Annotated in this window: 16 protein-coding genes; 13 read left to right on the top strand and 3 right to left on the bottom strand. The window is 69.4% G+C overall.

Annotated elements, in window-relative coordinates:
• Positions 1 to 223: 223 nt before the first annotated feature.
• Both ACZ607_RS26695 and ACZ607_RS26690 read left to right on the top strand, forming a co-directional pair.
• Positions 224 to 667: a glycine-rich domain-containing protein gene (locus ACZ607_RS26695; protein ID WP_469738525.1), complete on the top strand. Its 444-nt coding sequence runs from the start codon at positions 224 to 226 to the stop codon at positions 665 to 667.
• A gap of 75 nt (positions 668 to 742) precedes the next feature.
• Positions 743 to 1,579 (top strand): protein kinase family protein, encoded by an 837-nt coding sequence (locus tag ACZ607_RS26690; RefSeq protein ID WP_469738523.1) that lies wholly within the window; start codon positions 743 to 745, stop codon positions 1,577 to 1,579.
• A 1,711-nt stretch (positions 1,580 to 3,290) separates the two neighbouring features.
• Here ACZ607_RS26690 and ACZ607_RS26685 read toward each other — a convergent pair.
• Entirely contained in the window at positions 3,291 to 3,785 is a 495-nt protein-coding gene (locus ACZ607_RS26685; protein WP_469738521.1) for a GntR family transcriptional regulator, read from the bottom strand.
• Positions 3,786 to 3,955: 170 nt separating this feature from the next.
• Here ACZ607_RS26685 and ACZ607_RS26680 point away from each other — a divergent pair, with 170 nt between their 5' ends.
• The 7 genes from ACZ607_RS26680 (at position 3,956) to ACZ607_RS26650 (ending at position 10,754) form a co-directional block, all read left to right on the top strand.
• Positions 3,956 to 4,312 (top strand): SCO3933 family regulatory protein, encoded by a 357-nt coding sequence (locus tag ACZ607_RS26680; RefSeq protein WP_469738519.1) that lies wholly within the window; start codon positions 3,956 to 3,958, stop codon positions 4,310 to 4,312.
• Positions 4,313 to 4,436: 124 nt separating this feature from the next.
• Entirely contained in the window at positions 4,437 to 5,855 is a 1,419-nt protein-coding gene (locus ACZ607_RS26675; RefSeq protein ID WP_469738517.1) for an FtsK/SpoIIIE domain-containing protein, read from the top strand.
• A gap of 41 nt (positions 5,856 to 5,896) precedes the next feature.
• A complete protein-coding gene (locus tag ACZ607_RS26670) occupies positions 5,897 to 6,637 on the top strand; it encodes a DUF2637 domain-containing protein (protein ID WP_469738515.1) in 741 nt (246 codons plus the stop codon).
• Between the two features lie 155 nt (positions 6,638 to 6,792).
• Positions 6,793 to 8,277: a replication initiator gene (locus tag ACZ607_RS26665; protein ID WP_469738513.1), complete on the top strand. Its 1,485-nt coding sequence runs from the start codon at positions 6,793 to 6,795 to the stop codon at positions 8,275 to 8,277.
• Positions 8,274 to 8,480, top strand: a complete 207-nt coding sequence (locus ACZ607_RS26660) for a helix-turn-helix transcriptional regulator (protein ID WP_469738511.1) — start codon at positions 8,274 to 8,276, stop codon at positions 8,478 to 8,480. The genes ACZ607_RS26665 and ACZ607_RS26660 overlap by 4 nt, the downstream gene beginning before the upstream one ends.
• On the top strand, positions 8,474 to 9,868 hold the full coding sequence (locus ACZ607_RS26655; protein ID WP_469738509.1) for a tyrosine-type recombinase/integrase: 1,395 nt from the start codon (positions 8,474 to 8,476) through the stop codon (positions 9,866 to 9,868). Before ACZ607_RS26660 ends, ACZ607_RS26655 begins: the two co-directional genes overlap by 7 nt.
• Complete coding sequence (locus tag ACZ607_RS26650; RefSeq protein WP_469738507.1) at positions 9,825 to 10,754, top strand: HNH endonuclease; 930 nt, start codon at positions 9,825 to 9,827, stop codon at positions 10,752 to 10,754. Before ACZ607_RS26655 ends, ACZ607_RS26650 begins: the two co-directional genes overlap by 44 nt.
• Positions 10,755 to 11,079: 325 nt before the next feature.
• Here ACZ607_RS26650 and ACZ607_RS26645 read toward each other — a convergent pair whose 3' ends face one another.
• The gene (locus ACZ607_RS26645; protein WP_469738506.1) at positions 11,080 to 12,543 is read right to left on the bottom strand and encodes a S1C family serine protease; all 1,464 of its coding nucleotides are present in this window, start codon (positions 12,541 to 12,543) and stop codon (positions 11,080 to 11,082) included.
• A 204-nt stretch (positions 12,544 to 12,747) separates the two neighbouring features.
• Here ACZ607_RS26645 and ACZ607_RS26640 point away from each other — a divergent pair, with 204 nt between their 5' ends.
• The 3 genes from ACZ607_RS26640 to ACZ607_RS26630 all read left to right on the top strand — a co-directional run bounded on the left by ACZ607_RS26640 (position 12,748) and on the right by ACZ607_RS26630 (position 15,418).
• Positions 12,748 to 13,593: a glycerophosphodiester phosphodiesterase gene (locus tag ACZ607_RS26640; protein ID WP_469738504.1), complete on the top strand. Its 846-nt coding sequence runs from the start codon at positions 12,748 to 12,750 to the stop codon at positions 13,591 to 13,593.
• A gap of 140 nt (positions 13,594 to 13,733) precedes the next feature.
• Complete coding sequence (locus ACZ607_RS26635) at positions 13,734 to 14,324, top strand: ATP-binding protein (protein ID WP_469738502.1); 591 nt, start codon at positions 13,734 to 13,736, stop codon at positions 14,322 to 14,324.
• 128 nt (positions 14,325 to 14,452) lie between these two features.
• On the top strand, positions 14,453 to 15,418 hold the full coding sequence (locus ACZ607_RS26630; RefSeq protein WP_469738500.1) for a DUF5926 family protein: 966 nt from the start codon (positions 14,453 to 14,455) through the stop codon (positions 15,416 to 15,418).
• Positions 15,419 to 16,051: 633 nt separating this feature from the next.
• On the opposite strand, the gene ACZ607_RS26625 is transcribed toward ACZ607_RS26630, so the two are convergent.
• Entirely contained in the window at positions 16,052 to 16,735 is a 684-nt protein-coding gene (locus ACZ607_RS26625) for a bifunctional DNA primase/polymerase (protein WP_469738498.1), read from the bottom strand.
• Between the two features lie 698 nt (positions 16,736 to 17,433).
• On the opposite strand from ACZ607_RS26625, the gene ACZ607_RS26620 reads away from it, so the two are divergent.
• The gene (locus ACZ607_RS26620) at positions 17,434 to 18,807 is read left to right on the top strand and encodes a PP2C family protein-serine/threonine phosphatase (RefSeq protein ID WP_469738497.1); all 1,374 of its coding nucleotides are present in this window, start codon (positions 17,434 to 17,436) and stop codon (positions 18,805 to 18,807) included.
• The last annotated feature ends 38 nt before the right edge of the window (positions 18,808 to 18,845 follow it).

Below are 18,845 nucleotides of genomic sequence, written 5' to 3'. Positions count from 1 at the left end.
CGATTGCCGAGATCAGTGCGCTGATGCGGTGAGTCACGTGGACATCATCAACGATGACCTCGGCCAGCGGAAGTGATCCAAACGAACCGGCCTAGTTCCCCGGCCCCCCGTCCCCGTTCGGGGCCGGCCTTCCAAGCCCGCCTTCTGGTCGTCCCTGAGCCGTGACTCAGCGACCGATGCGGGAGGTAAGTGCCACGCACCGCCACACACAAGGAGTAGTCGTATGACGGCAACGGCGAACGATCAGAGGACCGGTCGCGCGGTGGCTGGTGAGGAGTTGTTCGAAAGCCTCGCCCACTTCGTGGTCGTCCACAACGGACAGTCGCCCGAGCGTGCCCAGCGAATCGCGGACCAGGCCGTGGCCTTCTTGGTCACCGCCGCCACCGCCACCGCTCCCATGGTCCCGTCAGACGACGTGGACCTCGGACTGCACGCGCTCATCCTGCACACGAAGGAGTACGCGGCCCTGTGCGAGCGGTACGCGGGCCGCTTCCTGCACCACAACCCGGCGCCGGGCGGCGGGGCCCGTGACCCGGAGAAGGTCGCCTCCTCCGCGCACGCCATGAAGGCGGCCGGGTTCATGGTCTTCGACGACCTGTGGACCGTGGACGGCACCAACCTCGCGCAGTGCGACTCGGACTGCGGCCGACCGTACGGTCAGGCGTAGCACACGACAGCAGCGACGCGGCCGACCACGAGTCGTGGCCGGCCGCGTTCGCCGGAACCGGAAGGAGAAGAGACGTTGTCCGGGTCATCCCCTGAACTGCCGATCGTGGTGCTCGACGCCCTCATGCCTACGGCTCAGCGTCTGGTGGTGGACCGCCGGGGCTCCACGGTCTGGGAGGTGAAGAGCCACCGAGGTCACTACGCCGTGAAGCTCGGTCATCCGATCGAGGCCACGGCCGACTGGCCCGCCCAGCCCTGGACCGCGCTCGCACCCGCACGCGAGGGGGCCGTGCTGCATCGCCTCGGCTTGGATGACTTGGCGTACGGCGAGTGGGAGCGCGGAACGTGGAATCTCCAGCCGTGGCACGAGGGGCCGGACCTCTACCGACTGTGGGAGCCCTGCCGTGAGAAGGACTCACCCGTCGAACCTCACACAAGCACCGCCCTGGGCTGTGTCGAGGCGCTGGCCGAACTCCACGCCAAGGGCTGGGCACACGGTGACGTACAGCCCGCCCACTTCATCGTCGGGCCGGAGCGGACGCACCTCATCGACCTCGCTCTTGCCCGGGGCGGGCACGTACCCGATGGGTACGACTTCCCGTTCCGCGGCTGCCTCGTCCACTATGAGGCTCCGGAGATCGCGCGCAGCGTGCTCGCGACCGGAGAGGCCGAACCCACACAGGAAGCCGACATCTACGGACTCGGCGCGTCTCTCCTCATCTCCGCCACTGGGTGGCGAGCTGTGGAGTATCCGGACGACGCTCCGCGCCCCGTCCAGAGAGAGGCAGTGGCGAACGGCAAGCGCCGGCCCGTGAAAGCTCCCGGTCCGCTGGGCGCGCTGATCGACGCGATGCTCAGCCATGCCCCGGAGGATCGGCCAACCATCTACGAGGTGGGCAAAGCCCTGAGCTGACTCCCAACAGCCAAAGACCGGACCACCCCTCAGCCTGGACAGCATTCCGGGTGGTCCGGTCGCGGAATTCCAGTCAGGAACCCGGTGCCGATGGTACCGGGGTAGTTGGCGTGCTCGAACACGGGTGCTACCACAACCCCGGCTCTACATTGCCGCGTTGGAGAGGTTCCTGACCTGAGCCACCGAAAGTCAGCCACGACGGCGGGTGCGTCGAACGGACACCCGTCACGTGTGCTTCCAGCAACCATCCGCCGGTCTCAGCCACGCTTCTTCCATATCACGGCCTCGTCCTCGTCCCGGCCTGGGCGATGGAGAGGGAGCGACCGAACGGCTGGGCTCTGTTTGCGCCTCTGCGGTGTGTTCGGCTGCGGAGCGGGGCTGGTCGGGTGGCGGGCTCTCACTTGGTCGGTGCCGGCCTGGCCCTGGTGCTCGGAGTGGTCGTGTTGCTTCCTGGTCCAGGTGTCATCCTCGGCGTTGTTGCGCGCTGAGCGGGTGGGGGCCGGCGGAGCGGTGGCGGCGACAAGGAGCGGCGGCGGCCCATGGCCGCCAGCGCGCGCGGCCCGCCGCAGGCGGGCCGCCTTGATCCAGTAAAGAAACTCTGAACAGCTCCGTTGTGCTGGGGCCCTGGTGCGCCCTGCGGCCATGCGTGTCCGCGCCGGCCTTGTCGATTCCACCGCTTCGGCGCCACTTCGGATGCTTACAGCCGCATTTTCGCCCATTCATTCTGACGGTCGTCGGAATCTATCCACAGGTCGACCAGTCCAGGGTTGAACCTGTGGAAAAGCCGGTTCCTTCGTTACGCGTCCGTGACCGTGGTCGCCCCTCCGTGGTCGGTGGTCTGGTCGGGGTCGATTGATGAGCTGGCACGGCGATCGCGGCAGACAGTGATGGGGGTCACATGAAGAAGGTACGGGTGAGCGTCACACCAAGGCTCGATTTTCGACCCGTAGCAGGTGAAGGCAGTTGCGCCGGCCACCCGAACGCATCCGCCTTGGGTGACCTGATGGCGCGAACAAGGGAGACGTAGCAGTGATCGGGATCACATGGAATCGGTGTCACACAAGACCCGAGAAGCCAACCTCTACGGGCGCCGTTCGAAACGGGGCGGCGCAACATAGCCGACGATCGCCGGTTACCCAAACCGGCGAATCTCCGGACCATTGGTGGTCCTCGGCGAACGAAGGGAGGTGCGCTTTGAGGGGTGCAAAAGGTGGGGCGGGCTGCCGGGAGGTCTGCGCCAAGGGGCCGGCGGTGGGCTCGGGATGCTCGGTTCGCTTTGTCCGCGTGACCCAGGGAAGCTGCTTCTGCGTTCCGCAGCACGGGCCCGGAAGGAAGGTTCCTTCCCGTCCCCTCCCGTCCGGCGGGAGCACAAAACTGCGCGTCGCCTACCTGTCCGGTTCGGCCTGTAGACCTGTCTCAACAGCCGCACAGACGGCTCGCCGCACAGTTTGGGCCACTCCGGATCCGGCGGTGGACGGCCGCTGGGTCAGTCTTCGGGGCAGTCCTCGTCGGTTGGCTGAACGGGACGAAGAACGACGGCACGGCAGCGAACGGGGAGACATGACCGAGCAGATAGGCAACGCAGGGAGGAAGCTGGTCAGCATTCACAGCCGGGAGGCGGCGGAGGCGTCCGCGCTGATTCAGGAAATGACTGCCATGGTGGCGAGGCTCAGCCGTGAAGCAAGGCAGATGCGGCAGGAGGTTGCCGGGCTCAGGAACCCGAACCTGGCCGCTGCGCCTTCTTCAGCGCCTCGACTTCCCGGCGTAGTTCCTGATGCTCCGCGCTGAGTGCTCGGATTTCATCACGCAACAGGGTGAGCATGTCGGCAAGGGTGCGCTCGGAAGCCTCGGGGCTGCCGGGCTTCCCCTTCCCAATGGTGAGGTTGCCTGCCTCATCGCCGCCAGGTTCGGCTCTGTTCGCCAGGTACCAAGCGGGCGGGGTGTAGTCGACGCCGCCCTTGCCCTCGTAATCGGCGACGAAGCTACCGCGGCCCTGGATGGTGTAGATGAGCCCTTCATCGCGGAGGACGTTCAGGGCCGCGCGTGCGGTCATGTTGGCCACGCCGAACCGCTCTTGCAGCTCCCGGTAGGGAGGGAGCTGGTCACCCGGCTTGTACCGGCCCGCCTTGATCTCGCGCCGGAGCTCGTCGGCTGCGTGCCGATAGGGCGGCCGGCGGTCGTGCTTCGGCGAACTGGCAGGCGTCATAGCTATCAGGGTAGCTAGATCTAGCAGCCCTAGCACACACCTCTGACAAGCGCACACTCACAACCTGCACCACCTAGCTAGCTTCGTTCGCTTGACATTGCTAGGTGAGCTAGGTTCTATTGATCACGCCCGCCACCCGGCGGAGCACCTACCGAAGGGACGTAACACCCATGGCCCGTATCCGTGTTGGCCTCCTCCCGACCGCCGCGTTCATGGTCGGCACCCCGCCGGTTCCGAAATACGCGGACGCCGAGAAGACCCAGTTCGCCACCGACCGCGAGACCGGCGCGAAGCTCTACACGATCACCCTCTTCTTCATGGAGGAGGACCGCGCCGAGGCACTGAAGGTCACCGTTCCGGAGACCGGTCTCCCCAACGGCCTCAAGCCGGGCATGCCGGTGAGGCCGGTGGAGCTGTTCGCCACCCCGTGGGCCCGGATCTTCAACGGCTCGCTCTCGGACGGCATCGCCTACCGCGCCGACCGCCTGTCCCTGGCCACCCCGGCCACTGACACCGAAGCGGCGTGACCGACACCGCACACCCGTCCTTCCCGCACCTGCCGCGACGACATGAGCGCGTCGCGGCGGTGCGGGAGCACGGGGCCCACCCGCACCACCTGACCGCATTCCGGAACTGAAGGAAGGAAGCGAAGTGACCCTGAACGACGTGAACGAAGGGCTGGGCTACGCCCCGGTCCTGGTCGGCGTCGGCCTGGCCGCCTTGGTCGTGTGGGGGCTGGTGTGGGTAGCCCGCTACCTGCTGGCCGACTCGATGATGCGGGACAGCATCCGGCAAGCCGTACGGGTGCGCTGGGGATGGAAGCGGTTCGCCGCCATGGCGGGCCTGTCCGTGACGGACAAGACCCCGAGCGCGATGGCCTCGCTGTCCACCACGGACCGCAAACCGCCCAAGCCCCGAGTGTTGACGCCGACTCTCAAGGTGACGCCCGACCAATTCGGCGTGGTTGTGCGGGCCGGTTGCCTGCCGAAGGTGGGCCTGGAGGAGTTCCAGAAGGCCGCGCCCTACATCGCGGACGCCTGGCGGTGCACGCGGGTGTCCGTCTCCCAGGACAAGCCCGGCCACGTCCTCATCCGAGGAGTGCGCGTTGACCCGCTGATCACCAAGACCTCCCACGCCCCGTCCGGCAAGGTGCCGGAGAAGCTGGCGACTTGGAGTCTGGGGGTGGACGAGTACGCCCAGGCGGTCAGCGTCGACCTGGCGGAAGTCCCCGGCGTCACCGTGGCCGGCCTGCCCGGCTTCGGGAAGACCTCACTCATCAACCGCTTCATCTGCGACTGCGCGCCCTCCCCGGCGGTGCAGATCGCGGTGGCGGACGGCAAGGTGATGGCCGCCCACGAAGGCGACTACGCCGACCTCATGGACCGCCTGTTCGCCTTCGCCGGGGCTGACCTGAGGGAAGCCAACGCCCTGTTCCGCAAGCTCGTACGGCTGCGCCGCGCCCGGTCCACGTCGATCAAGACCGTGCTCGGCCGCAAGGACATGTGGCACGGCGGTCCGTCCGTCGCCTGGCCCTGGGTGGTCCTGATCATCGATGAGGCACACACCTACTTCCGCGACCATAAGGGCTCCGACAAGGAGACCAAGCAGCTCGCCGCGCTGGCCGCGCAGAACGCCCGGCTGGTGGAGGAGCTGGTGAAGATGGGCCGCTCTGTGGGCATCCTCGTCATCCTCGCCACGCAGAAGAGCACGGGCGACGCGATCCCCACCTTCATCCGCGACGTGTGCCCGGTCGGCCTGTCCTTCGCGCAGAAGACCACTGACGCCGCCGTGGCCGCCCTCGGCGACGACATCCGCGACTGGCCCGACGCCAGCCCGACCCTGTTGCAGGAACCCGCCTACGTCGGTGTCGCGGTCATGAAGACCAACGGGCAGAAAGGATTCACCCGCCTGCGCACCCCGTACGTCACCGAAGACGACTCCGCCCACATCGCCGCCCGCACCGCCCACCTCACCGCCGACCCGGCCGACCTCCTCACCGTCCAGCTCCCCGGCCTCGACCTCACCAAGACCGACCCCGACGACGACTCCATGACGCCGCTGGCGGCATGACCCCGCCGACCCGACGCCCCAGGAAAGGAGGTGAACTCCCTATGTCTGAGGACCGGATTACCCAGCGGATCGTGACCGTGGTCATGGTCATTATCGCCCTGCTGGCCTTCGTCTTCTCCTTCGGCAACGTCTGGGCCCTCGCCCTGCGCCTGGGCGTCCCCGCACCGATCGCACCCCTGATCGCCCCCATGGTCGACCTGTCCGTGGTCGGGCTCCTGGTCGCCCTGCGATACCTGTCCCTGCGCGGTGTCCCGCCCGAGCAGATGAAGGCCGCCACCCGCCTCATGCACGTCTCCGGCCTGCTCACCCTGGCCCTCAACATCGCCGAACCCCTCGCCGCCGGCCACTACGGCCGCGCCGCCGTCGACGCCGTCGCGCCCCTGCTCCTCCTCGGCTGGGGCACAGTCGGCCCACAGCTCCTCCGCTCCTTCCACGCGGTCACCGCCGACGACACCGCCCCGGCCCCGGCTGCGGACACGCAACCGGCACAACAGCCCGCCACGGCCGTCGACGATCCGGCCCCCGCCCCGGCGCCTGCACCGCCCGCCACGCCGGAACCGGTTACGCCCCCGGTCACCTCGGCCGCCGCACCGGCCCCTGTCGCGCCCGTGGCCGCCGTGGTTGCACCTGCGGTCAAGACCCCTGAGCCGCTGCTCACCGAAGCACGCTCCATCGCCACCGCCCACCAAATCGAGCACGGCGAACCCATCACAGCGGCCCAGCTCAAGCGGCGCCTCGGCATCGGCCTCCCCATGGCCACCGCCCTCCACGCCGCCCTGTAGCTCCGCCCCCTCCGCCGGCCTACCCGGCACCACCCACCCTCGCCCACGCCCTGGGCCGACGCGTCATGCCTGCGGGCAGCAGCCCGGACGCCTTCGCCAGCAACCGACTGCTGCCCGCAAGCCCACCCTCACGCCAGAAGGGAGACCCCGCCACCGTGCGCCGCCCCCTCGACCTGCGCCACGTCATCAGCCCCGGCCTGCGGGACCTGATCGAACTGGCCAACACCCACGACTTCGACCGCGTACAACAGCAGCTCCGCGACCTGCGCGGCTGCACCACCCCCGTCAACCTCCACGGCTGGACCACCACCACCGACCAGACCACCAAGGAAGTGGTCCGCTCCTACCGATCCGAAGACGAACCCACCGGGCGCCTGCTCACCACCTGCGGTAACCGCCGGTCCTCCCGCTGCCCCGCCTGCTCACGGGTGTACGCCGCCGACACCTACCACCTGATCAAGGCCGGACTCTCCGGCGGCAAGAACGTCGCCGAAACCGTCCGCGACCACCCCCGGGCCTTCGTCACCCTCACCGCCCCGTCCTTCGGCCCTGTCCACAACCGCCTCACCACCGACGCGGGCAAGTCCCGGCCCTGCGCCTGCGGTAACACCCACACCGAAGACGCCCCCGAACTCGGCACCCCGCTCAACCCGTCCACCTACGACTACACCGGTGCCGTGCTCTGGAACGCCCACGCCGGACAGCTCTGGGCACGCTTCACCACCTACATGCGCCGTGCCCTGGCCTGTCACCTCGGCATGACGCAGAAGGCGCTCAACGCCGCCCTGCGTGTCTCCTTCGCCAAGGTCGCCGAGTACCAGAAGCGCGGCCTGGTCCACTTCCACGCCGTGATCCGCTTCGACGGACCCGACGGCCACACCGCCCCGCCCCCACCCTGGGCCACCTTCGACGCCCTGAGCGCCGCCGTGGGCCTGGCCGTCGAACGCGCCCGGCTCACCGTCGAATCCGACGCCATCGGCGAACGCGTCATCGCCTGGGGCCGACGGTTCAAGGTCGACCCCATCACCGCCCTCGGCGACGGCGAACTCACCGACGCCCGCGTTGCCGAGTACACAGACGCCAAGGTCGCCGGATACGTCGCCAAGTACGCCACCAAGAACGCCGAAGGCGCGGGCACCGTCGACCGCACCCTGATGTGCCGCCCCTGCGCCGGACGCGGCTACGTACGCGGCCCCGACGGCTTCCACGACCGGTGCACCGACTGCGACGGCACCGGACAGGCCGAACTCATCAAGGCCCTGCCGATCCAACAGCACGTACGCCAGATGATCCGTACCGCCTGGGACCTCGGCCACCTGCCGGAGTTCGCCCACCTCAAGCTCTGGAAGTGGGCTCACATGCTCGGCTTCCGCGGCCACTTCTCCAGCAAATCTCGCGCCTACTCCACCACCCTCGGCGCCCTCCGCGACGTACGCCGCACCTGGCGCCTCGCCCAGGCAGAAGCCGCCCGCGTTCGCGCCGGCCACCCCACCACCGACGAAACCACCCTCGTCACCACGTCCTCCTGGACCTACCTCGCCAGTGGCTACCGCCCCGGCGAAGAACTGCTCGCCGCCCAGGTCCGCCACGACCTCGACCAAACCAACCGCATCAAGACCGAAGGGGAGCCCTGGCTGTGACCACTCCGACCACGGCCAACAGGCCGACGCTGAAGCTGGGGGAGGCGTTGGCAGAGATCGGTGTGTCCCGCGCCGCCTTCTACCGCATGCGTGCTCGGGGGCAGGCTCCCAGGCACCTGAAACTCCCCAACGGTCAGATCCGCATACGCCGGGCCGACCTCGACGCCTGGTTCGACTCCTGTGAGGTGCAGGAAGCGTGCTGACCTACGACGTACAGATCTGGGGCATTCGCAAGCGGCCCAACCGCGTAGCTGCCTACCAGCTCCGCTGGCGGGTCGGTCCCCGACCCTTCTCCAAGAGCTACAAGATCAAGGCTCAGGCTGACGGTCGCCGCTCCGAGCTGCTGGCCGCCCTGCGTAACCGCGAGCAGTTCGACACGGAGTCCGGCCTGCCCGCCTCGGAGGTCCAGGCGCTCAACGCCACCACGTGGTACGCCCACACCCGCGCCTATGCAGAGATGAAGTGGTCCGGCGCTTCGGCCAAGCACCGCGCAAGCATCGCTGACACGCTGGCCACCATCACCCCCAAGCTCATCAAGGACAGTCGCGGTGCCCCGGCTCCCAAGGTGCTCCGCATCGCCCTCTACTCGTGGGTCTACCGCTTCGTCCGGGGCGACGACGGGACGCTGAAGCCCCGCCTCGACGTCGAACAGCCACCCGCTGACATCGTGGCCGCGCTGGACTGGATCGGCCGGAAGTCTGTCGACGTCACAGCGCTCAACACGCCCTCGGTGGTGCGTAAGGCACTCGATGCACTGAAGCTCAAGCAAGACGGCACCGCCGCTGCCGAGAACACGGTGAACCGTAAGCGCACCGCCTTCAGCAACTGCCTCCGGTATGCGGTCGAACGAGAGCTGCTGCCTACCCTGCCACTCGACAAGGTCGATTGGACTCCGCCTGAAACTGACGACGAGATCGACTTCCGGTTCGTACCCGGCCCGAAACTGGCGAAGGCACTGATCGACGCTGTAGGCGAGCAGGGGCCACGCGGACGCCACCTGATGGCGTTCTTCGGCTGTCTCTATTACGCGGCCAACCGCCCTGGGGAGGCGGCCAATCTCCGGGAGGAAGACTTCACGTTGCCCGAAGAGGGCTGGGGAGAAGTACTGCTGTCCACGAGCACACCCCGCGTCGGCTCCGGGTGGACCGACACCGGCGAGTCATTTGATACGCGCGGCCTGAAGAAGCGGGCCCGCAAGGCGACCCGGCCCGTGCCGATTCCCCCCGTCCTCGTCCGCCTGGTGCGCGAGCACGTTAAGGAGTTCGGTACTGCCGAAGACGGCCGGCTGTTCCGCGCGGCCCAGGGGGGCGGCCTGCTGTCCAAGGAGTACGGAGAGGTCTGGAAGGCAGCGCGACTCGTGGCGCTGACCGAATCTGAATCGGCCTCCCCACTGGCTGACGTGCCGTACTCCCTGCGTCACGCGGGCGTCTCGCTCTGGCTTGAGTCCGGGGTCTCCCCGGCTGAGGTCGCGCGACGGGCCGGCCACAGCATCGCGGTCCTCTTCCGGTTCTACGCCAAGGCGATTCATCGCAACCAGCAGCGCTCGAATGAACAGATCGAGCGCGCCCTCGATGCTGCCGACGAGCAGTAACCGCGCTTCCTATCGCAGTACCAATGACGCCGCTCTGCCCACTCCGACAGAGCGGCGTCTGCGCGCGCCACGGCTGTCAGATCCTCATGGCACAGTTACCGCAGGTGATGCTCCGGTGACCGACAATCTCCGCCCCTTAAAGGCCCTGCCTGCATGGGCCAGAGGCAGCAGTCCCTGCCATGATCAGAACGACCTGCCTACACTCTCAAGCTCCCATCAGCATGCATTCCCAAGGCGTGCCGTGATCCAAATGGCTACGGGCGCTGGCAAGACTTACGCCGCGCTTACAGCGTGTCACCGCTCGCTGCGCAAAGACCCGGCCGTTCCTCTCGTGCTGATCGATGAGGCCCACCACCTGCTCTTCCGCGAGGGCAACTCCAGATCGGCAACAGCTTTACAGCAGCTGATGCAGTCACCGTCGCCTCCGCAGCCCATGATTCCGCCCAAGCTAGTAACCCTGCCGTTCCAACCGCGCCGGCTTCGCGTTCTGAGCGACGACGAGCTGTACGCGCGGTGGATGAGGCAGGCCGAGGAATGGGAGCGCACGGGCCGTGATCAGCGGCGTGCCGAAACTACTACCGTTCACAGGGTCCGCAACCCCCTCGTGCGCAAAGCTGTGCTTAAACGGGCCAAAGAGCGCTGCGAGAACCCCCGGTGCAGGAACCCCGAGCCCATCGGCTACACCGACAACGGTGATCCCATCCTGGAGGTTGACCATGTTGTTGAGCACGCGAGAGGCGGCCGGGAGCACGGTAACAACGCGATCGCCTTGTGCCCCAACTGCCATGCGCTCAAGACTCGCGGCAGAGACCGGCACGAACTCGCAACCTTCCTTCGTGGAGTCGCCGAACGCCTGCACCAAGCCGCGTCCTACCGCAACCGGTAGCGGTATGGCCTGAAACACCTGCTGAGAGACCTAGTGCGGCTAGTGATCTGGTCCACGCCTGGTCCACACACACTGATCCACGATGCGACAGAGTCGGATCAAGGTGAGACAGGAACTATGCCGAAGGGGTGCCCATCTCCGATGGGCACCCCTTCTGAGCAGTACGTTTATGACCTGCGGAAGCAGTGCGATTCGACCCCGCGGAGACGCCTTCGCGCTCTCGCGTTTTTCAAGACCGTTCCCTTAGGCCGCTCGGGCAACCCACCCCGCACCGTCGCCGTCCCGGTGACCGGGTCCGGCTCGATGCGTGGAACAGCCTAGCCGGTCAGCTGTCGCCCTTGCGCTCGCCCAGGGTGAGTTCGGCCGTCGCGGTCCTGCCGTCACGCTTGTACGTGAGCGTGACCTTGTCGCCCGGCTTGTGGGTCCAGATCTCGCCGATCAGTGTCGGGCCGCTCTCGACCGTCGTGTCGTTGAACTTGGTGATGACGTCGCCGGCCTTCAGGCCCGCCTCGGCCGCCGGGCCGTTCGGGGTGACGGCGGGGGTGCCGCCCGCGCCCTCGTCCGAGATGGCAGCGCCGCCGGTCTTCTCCTCCATCGTCACCGTCGCGCCGATCACCGGGTAGACCGGCTGGCCCGTCTTGATCAGCTGCTCGGCGACGTTCTTCGCCTGGTTCACCGGGATGGCGAAGCCGAGGCCGATGGAGCCTGCCTGGGACTGGCCGACGCCGCCACCGCTGGTGGACTGGATGGCCGAGTTGATGCCGATGACCGCGCCGCCCGCGTCCAGGAGCGGCCCGCCCGAGTTGCCCGGGTTGATCGAGGCGTCGGTCTGCAGGGCGCTCATGTACGAGTTCTTGTTGCTGGAGCCGTCGCCGGAGGCCACCGGGCGGTTCTTGGCGCTGATGATGCCCGTGGTGACCGTGTTGGAGAGGCCGAAGGGGGCACCGATGGCGATGGTGGAATCGCCCACCGCGACCTTGTCGGAGTCGCCGAGGGCCAGCGGGGTCAGACCGTCGGGGGCCTTCTTCAGCTTCAGCACGGCCACGTCGTAGCCCTGGGCCCGGCCGACCACCTCGGCGTCGTACTTCTTGCCGTTGGAGAACGTGGCGGTCAGCTGGCCGCTGTCCGCCGCGGAGGCCACCACATGGTTGTTCGTGAGGATGTGGCCCTCCTTGTCGTACACGAAGCCGGTGCCCGTGCCGCCCTCGCCGTCGCCGGACTTCGCGTCGATGGTGACCACGCTGGGCAGCGCGCTCGCCGCGACGCCCGCGACCGTGCCCGCGTCGCGCTTGAAGTCCTTGGGGCTGTTGGACGCGGCGACCGTGGTCGAGCCGGACGAGCCGGAGTCGTTGCTGTCGGCCGCCCAGTAGCCGAGGGCTCCGCCGATACCACCGGCGACCAGCGCGGCCACCGCCACGGCGGCGACCAGGCCGCCCGCGCGGCGCCGGCGCGGGTGCTCGGGCCCCGTGGACTCCGGGGCTCCCCAGGCCGGGGGGCTGCCGCCGTCGGCGTACGAGGGGATGGCGGGAGGGGGCGGCGGCCAGGCGGCCGTGGCGGCCGGGGGCTGCTGCGGCGTCGGCGGCGCGTACGGGTGCTGCTCGTGCCCGGCGGCGGGCGGCGCGGCGCCGTCCTGGTGCGTCGCGGCCGGAATGTGGGCCGTCGGCGCGTCCGAAGGAGCGACGGGCGGGCCGCCCTGCGGGGTGCCCTCAGGAGCGGCAGCCGGCACGGGAGGTTCGGACGGTACGGACGGAACCGCGTTGCCCTCGTTGCCCTCGTTCTCGGTGCTCACAGCTCTTTACTCCCCACTCCTCGGTTTCACTCGGCATTCGGCGAGAGATCCGCTGTGCACGTGTCTGCAGTCAGCTTTTCCCACAGCACGTCAGGCCACTGTAAGCAGGACCTGTGCATCCGCACACCAATCTTTACATCAGGCAAAACGGTCCTACACAACAAGGTGTCGGCACCCGGGGCGTCCCGGTGACACGATGTCGCGGTGACCCACGCACGCCTACCCTCACCACAGCCTCCCATCCAGGTCATCGCCCACCGCGGCGCCTCGGACGACGCCCCCGAGCACACCCTGGCCGCGTACCGGAAGGCCGTCGAGGACGGGGCGGACGCCCTGGAGTGCGACGTACGCCTCACCGCGGACGGGCAGCTCGTCTGTGTGCACGACCGCAGGGTGAACCGCACGTCGAACGGACGGGGCGCCGTCTCCGCCCTGGAGCTGGCCGATCTCGCCGCCCTCGACTTCGGCTCCTGGAAGGAGCACGAGGACCACAAGGACCACCCGGAGTCACCGGACTGGGACCCGGTGCCGGGCGAGCTCACCTCCGTACTCACCCTGGAACGGCTCCTCGAACTGGCCCACGACGTGCGCGCGGGAGGACGGCCGCTCCAGCTGGCCATCGAGACGAAGCACCCCACGCGCTGGGCCGGCCAGGTCGAGGAGCGGCTGCTGCACCTGCTCAAGCGGTTCGGCCTGGACACCCCGCCGGCCGAGGGGCCCTCGCCGGTACGCGTCATGAGCTTCTCCGCCCGCTCCCTGTACCGCGTCCGCGCGGCAGCCCCCACTCTGCCCACCGTCTTCCTGATGCAGTTCGTCTCACCGAGGCTGCGCGACGGGCGGCTCCCCGCGGGGGCACGGATCGCCGGCCCGGGGATGCGGATCGTACGCAACAACCCCGGGTACATCGAGCGGCTGCACCGGGCGGGTCACCGGGTGCACGTGTGGACCGTGAACGAGCCGGAGGACGTCGATCTCTGCGTACGTCTCGGGGTCGAGGCAATCATCACGAACCGGCCGAAACAGGTCCTTTCACAACTTGGCCGCTCTTAACATCAGTTACACGGGGTGCACCGGCGCATTCACTCCGCAATCGATCGTTACGAGTGCATCACTGTCAGAGCTTTGGCCGGTTTCCGGCGCAGTCCAGGAGGGCATCCACACCGTGGCGTGGGGCAAAGGAGGTCTCGGGGGTGGCGTTTGTGGTGGCACAGGAAGTGCCCGCGTCGTCGAGCATGGCCGTACCCCATGGCCCTGCGGGCGTGGGGCAGGCACGGCACCGGATGCGCGAGCAGCTGCGCAGCAACGGGGTGTCGGACACCGTGGTCGACGACGCTGTACTGATCCTTTCCGAACTGCTCAGCAACGCCTGCCGGCACGGCAGGCCGCTGGGGAAGCACACGGAGGTGGGGGACGGCGACATCCGCGCCGCCTGGCGCGTGGACCGAAGGGGCGACCTGACCGTCGAGGTCACGGACGGCGGCGGTCCGACCAGGCCGGTCCCTGCCACACCGTCGGTCACCGCACGCGGCGGCCGCGGGCTCAACATCATCAGCGCCCTCGCCCGGGAGTGGGGCGTCCGGGACGACACGGCCGGTGAGGTCACCGTCTGGGCCCTCGTCTCACCGGGCCGGGGCACCGGCGGCTTCCCGACGGCGGGACCCACGAGGACGGGACGCCGTGAGCGTGCCGGGCTGGGCGGACTCGACGGGATGAGCGGCTTCGGCTCGCTCGACGGGCTGGAACTGGCCGACGTCCTCGACGCCTTCGACGACGCGGGCTGAGAGCGGTACGGCGCACGGCTCGGCGGAGCGGGCGGCGAAGGCCGCGCGCCGGGTGTGCCCCGGCGTACGACGGGGACGGCTAGGCTCGCGCCCGAGACCGCACTGTCGCAATCGGGAGAACGCCCACCATGGCCAAGAAGCGCCCTCAGTCCAAGGCCGGGAAGCCGCAGCTCAAGGACGGTGAAATCCCGGTCGTAGGGGCTCGTGAGCCCTGCCCGTGCGGTTCGGGCCGCCGCTACAAGGCGTGTCACGGACGCGCCGCCGCGCATGCCGTCACCGAGCTGGTCCAGCGCCCCTTCGAGGGAATCGCCGGGGAGTGCGACTGGATCGCCCTGCGCGAGCTGGTCCCCGCCGCCACCGTCGAGTTGACGCTGAAGGACGGGCTTCCCGAGGGCGTGCCCTCCGTTTCGCTGGCGACCGTGCTGCCGATGGCATGGCCGGCGCTGCGCCGCGACGACGGCTCCGTCCTGCTCGCCCTGCAGAACGACACCTCCTCCGGCGACCTCAGCCGCGACCTCGCGGACACCCTGCAGCACGCGCTGGAGGCCGAGCCCGGTTCGCCGGTCACCGCCCGCCGCGTACCGGCCGACGGGCCCCGTCTGCAGGACATCCTCGACCCCGGCGCCGCGTTCGAGCCGGTCGTGCACTCCGGCTTCGAGTTCTGGGTGCCCGACGCGGAGAACGCCACGGCGGAGGTCTCCGCATCGCTGGAGCGCGCCAACGCGGCGGCCATCCCCACCACCCGGCTCTCCGGCGTGGACGCGGCCTACTGGTGCGAGACGCCCGAGAAGAACCACCTGCGCTGGGTCATGCCGCACCCCGAGGAGCAGCTCCTCGACGCTCTCGCCCGGCTGCACGCTGCGGGTACCTCGTCGCTCGGCGAAGACACCCGCCTGGTGGGCTCGTTCCGCGCCCACGGGCTCATGGTGCCGGTCTGGGACCTGCCGAGCGCGATGGGCGCCGAGGAGTGCGAGAAGCCCGCGGCGGAGTTCGCCGAGAGGCTCGCCGAGGCACTCGCCTCGGACGCCCCGCTGACGGCCGACGAGCGCCGGGCGCGCGGGGGGCTCACCAACCGCCAAGTGACGCTCAGCTGACAGTGACGAGGACCGGGGCCCGGCGGTGACACCCGTCACAACTCCCCGTGCACGTAGGTAAATCGATGTCCGAATAAGCGAGATCGAATTTGCTAACGGCAGATCTCTTGTTACGGTTCTGGAAGTCCGGTCGCTGGTGCATCCCCCGTCGCCAGCGGCCGGGCGTCCTCGTTTCCGGACCTCTTCGGCCGGGGCGCACGCCGGAGCACTCGGCGCATCGGCCACCTGCGGCGACCGCCCGGCCCCTCACCTGCGTCCCACCCTCGCCGCCCGTGCCTCCCCAGGCCGCGGCCTCCCAGGTCCTCCGTACGGGTCAGGCCACGCGCCGCGCCCTCGCGGCGTGCGCCCCCGGTGCCCCCGTCCGTACGGGCGTGCACTTTCGGACAGAACTCCGGGTTCACCGCCGGGTACCGGGAATGCGCCTCCTGCACCTGGGGAACATTCACACCGGCATCACCGCGCGCACCGTTTCGGCAATCCGCGAAAAGGCCGTCATAAGCCTGCGAACACCGGACTTTGCGGGGATGCAATTACATCCTGCTCGCTCACGCTGCGCGGTCACGCGGAACCGGGCGGCCCCACACCCCTGAACGAGTGAGCCGCCCGCTGTTCCGCGTCGTCGTCCGGCGTCGCTCAGTACGCGAGCCGGCTGCCGCCGTCCGGTGCGCTGTTGCTCGCCTCGACGAGCGCGTCCAGGACCGTCTCCACATCCGGGAGCCAGGGTGCGGCGTTCCCGGTCTCCGGGGCACGCTCCCAGCGCACCTGCCCCGTGCCCACCTCGGACGGGGGCAGGACGAGATAGCCGCCCTCGCCGTGGAACCGCAGGGAGCTGGGCACCCAGTCCTGGGCGTGCAGCAGCTCGCCCAGACGTTCCAGGGTGTACGGGGCGACCAGCAGCGACCACCGGGTGGGCGTCGCCACCACGGGGCCGAGCCGCACCCCCATGCCGTCGAGCGCGGGGAGCGCCCGGGCGCCCGCGACGGCCGGCAGGCTCAGCGCGCAGGGCGCCTGGCCTCCGGTGGCGAGGATGACGGGCGCGGTGGGCCGGTTGGTCCACCACCAGCGCACCATGCGCGCGTCGGTGGTCGCCGCGAGGAGACCGGGGTCGAAGGGGTGTGCGCCGGGTACGGCGCACTCGGGGTCGGGACAGGCGCAGCCGCGGCCGCGTTCGCCGCGTACGGCACCCGTCGCCAGCCCTGCTCCGGGGAGCACGGGCCACTTCCGGACGGTCGCACAGGCCAGCGCCGCGTCGAGCTGGGCGGAACTTCCCTTGCGCCGGGGCCGGTGCCTGCGTCGCCTTCCGAGGATCTCGCGCATGAGCGCTCGTTCCTTTCCGTTGAACGCCGAGGTCCACATCGCACCACGTGCTCGTTACACCACGTGTGCGTCTCTTCGCTGTGCGCGCTTGCTCATCGGGTCTGCGGTACGGACGAGTGGTCGGTGCCGAGCGTGAGCTTGAGCCGAGCAGAGTGGAACCGAACAGAATCGAGCTGAGCCGAGTCGAACCGGGTTGAGCCGAGCCGAGTCCAGTCAATACATCGCGCGGTCGGCGTGCGCTGGGCGCGTGCCGTCCCTTGTGCAACCCCGCCGATCGGGGGGTGGGCGGGCGGCCGTCATCCATGAGGACGCCCGGGCTCGCTGTCGGGTTCCAGGGCGGTCACAACTGCCCCTGGCCATCCACGATTACGTACCCCGCATGACCGGGATGACGCTCCCTCCGGCATTTCACCCCGAGGGCGCCCCCTGTCGAGCACGCCCAGTCGATCGCAAAAAACGTTCCGGGGGTGCATTTTTCGGCCAAGTTGAGTGTCTCACGGACACCATAAATACCGTAAGGACAATGCTGGACATCACCTCAGTTGTGCGTGTAGATGTGGGTGCGTGTACATGTGGTTGCACCGATAGCGGCGCAGAACGACATGGGGGTTTGCGATGCTATTCGACACAACGCACCGGTCGGAAAGCCGACTGCCATGAGCGCCCCCCACCTTCCGAAAGTGGCTGGAATCGATCCCATGGTTCCCGTTTCAACGCACACTGCCGCACCCACGGAAGGCATTCCCTCCGCGCCGGGAGCCTTCATCCAGGACCGGCTGGCCGGCTGGGTCTCCGATCTCACCACCCTGCACGAACTCACCGAGCGGCTGGCCGGGACCAGCACCCTGGACAGCGCCCTGCACGAACTCCTGGTCGCCGGGGCGGCCCTCGTGGGCGCCGCCCGGGGGCTCCTCGTCCTCGAACCGGCCGACGGCCGCGGACCGGCCCGCACGATCGGCCTCGGCCTCAGCCACGCCGAGTTGGGGCACATCGAGACGGTGCCCCGCAGCGCCACCGCGTACGGCCGCTTCCTCGACGGCCTCCCCGATACCCACGCGCCCCTGGCCAGCCCCGACATCCTCGGCGACACCGCCCTCGACCCCCGCTGCCGCGAGGTCGCCGCCCGGCTCGGATACGCCGCCAGCTACGCGCAACCCCTCGCGACCGCGACCACCGGAGCGGCCGGCCCCCCGTCGGACGGAACCGCGCGGACCACCGGCCGGCTCGGTGCGGCCGTCTGGCTGTACGACGAACCGGCCGAACCGCTGGAACGCCAGTGCCATCTCGTCGGGGTGTACGCCCGCTACGCCGCCGAGCACCTCGCCCGCCTGCTCGAACTCGAACGCGCCAGGGCCGACGTCGCCGTCGTCGCCGAGGAGCTCCTCCCCCGCCGACTGCCGCGGATCCCCGGCGTACGGCTGGCCGCCCGCCGCCGCCCCGCCGCCGGAGCCGGCGGCGACTGGTACGACGCACTGCCCCTCCCGGACAACACGCTAGGCCTGGCCATCGGCTCGGTCGGCGGATCCGGGCCGGCCGCCCTGGCCGCCATGGGCCGGCTCCGCGCGGGTCTGCGGGCCTACGCGGTGATGGAGGGCGAGGACCCCGTCGCCGTACTCTCCGACCTCGAACTGCTGCTGCGGCTGACCGAGCCCGCCGCCGCGGCGACCGCCCTCTACGCGTACTGCGAACCCGGCCGGCGCACCGTCGTGCTCGCCGGAGCCGGGCACACCCCGCCGCTGGTGACCGGCGAGCTGCGCACCGAATTCGTGGAGACGACACTCTCCGCGCCGCTGGGCATGCTCTCCTACTGGGAGGCGCCGAGCGTGGAGTTCACGGCCCGCCGCGGTGAGACGGTGCTGTTCTACACCGACGGGCTGCTGCGCCGGACCGGGGACACCAGGGACCGGGCGTTCGCGCGGCTGCACGCGGCGGCCGCCGGTGTACCGAAGGTCCTGCGCCAGGATCCCGGAGCGGTCGCGGACCACGTCCTGCGCACCGTCCTGCCGGCCGACGGCACGGCCCGGAGCGGCGCCTCCGAGGATGTCGCCGTGCTCGCCGCACGCTTCGACTGAGATCACGGACCGCACCTCACCGGCCCCGGCGACGGCTC

This window comes from Streptomyces sp. NPDC104381, assembly GCF_055583745.1.
This window is presented reverse-complemented; position numbering and strand designations above follow the sequence as displayed.